A 956-nucleotide genomic window follows, 5' to 3' on the forward strand; every position below is an offset into this window, starting at 1 on the left:
CCAGTGTCGTGGCGATGCATGGTGGTGCCCTGTTTAGTTAACAAAAACGGCCATCGAAAGGATGGCCGTTTCTATTGGTATGTCTAGTTGTTCTGCTTATCAACATCGAGCCTGCGAATCAACTTCGCAGGCGTGCCGCCATAGAGGCAATCTGGTGGCACATCGCTGTTGACTACTGAGTTTGCAGCGATCACTGAGCGGGCACCAATGGTGACACCTTGGTTGATCACGCAGTTACCACCGATCCAAGCGTCGTCTTCGACTGTGATTGGTTGGCAAAAGGTTTCCCATTTACGACGGCTTAAATGATCCAATGAGTGGGAAGCGGTATAGAGCTGTGCACTCGGACCGATCATCACGTTGTTGCCGATCTTAATGTTCGCACCATCTAGCATCACTACATTCATATTGATGAAGGTATCATCACCGATTTCGATGGTCTTGCCGAACTCACAATGGAAGGGAGCACGCACGATACTGCTGCCCACTTTACCGAATAAATTAGCCTGTAACTGTTCTAGCTGAGAGGGATCTGTGCTTCGGTTAAATTCAGAGAGAGCGTGCAACGCATGAGTACGCATTTGGTCGATTTCTTGATCGGCGCCATCGAAGATCTCGCCTGATAACATTTTTTCGAGTTCTGTTTTCATCTCTGTACTACTCATTAGTCAATATTGAATATAGGGTAACGACAAATAGGTAATAAAAAAGAGAAAAGCTTTCGCCTTTCTCTTCCTGATTTATCTTGCGTTACTCAAACCTAATTAGATTTGGTCTGCGAAGCTCATTAGGTGCTGTTTTACTTCATCAGAAGCGAATGCGTTTTGTACAGAGTATTTGTAGATTTGAGCGTAATCTTCTTTGGTTAGGTCGAACGTTTCACATACACGCTTAACTTCGTTCGTCATGGTTGTATTCGATACTGTGCGGTTGTCAGTGTTGATCGTTACCACGAT

Annotated in this window: 1 protein-coding gene and 1 pseudogene; both read right to left on the reverse strand. The window is 45.2% G+C overall.

Annotated features, from left to right (window positions below):
* Positions 1 to 83: 83 nt before the first annotated feature.
* Entirely contained in the window at positions 84 to 650 is a 567-nt protein-coding gene (locus KIV40_RS27975; RefSeq protein WP_285352469.1) for a sugar O-acetyltransferase, read from the reverse strand.
* Positions 651 to 764: 114 nt separating this feature from the next.
* A pseudogene (locus KIV40_RS27980) lies at positions 765 to 956 on the reverse strand (adenosine deaminase); the annotation flags it as partial.

The organism is Vibrio sp. D173a, from assembly GCF_030248475.1.

Excerpts from the sequence above, each read along its gene's own strand:
- KIV40_RS27975 (WP_285352469.1), bottom strand. The coding sequence starts at position 650 with ATGAAAACAGAACTCGAAAAAATGTTATCAGGCGAGATCTTCGATGGC.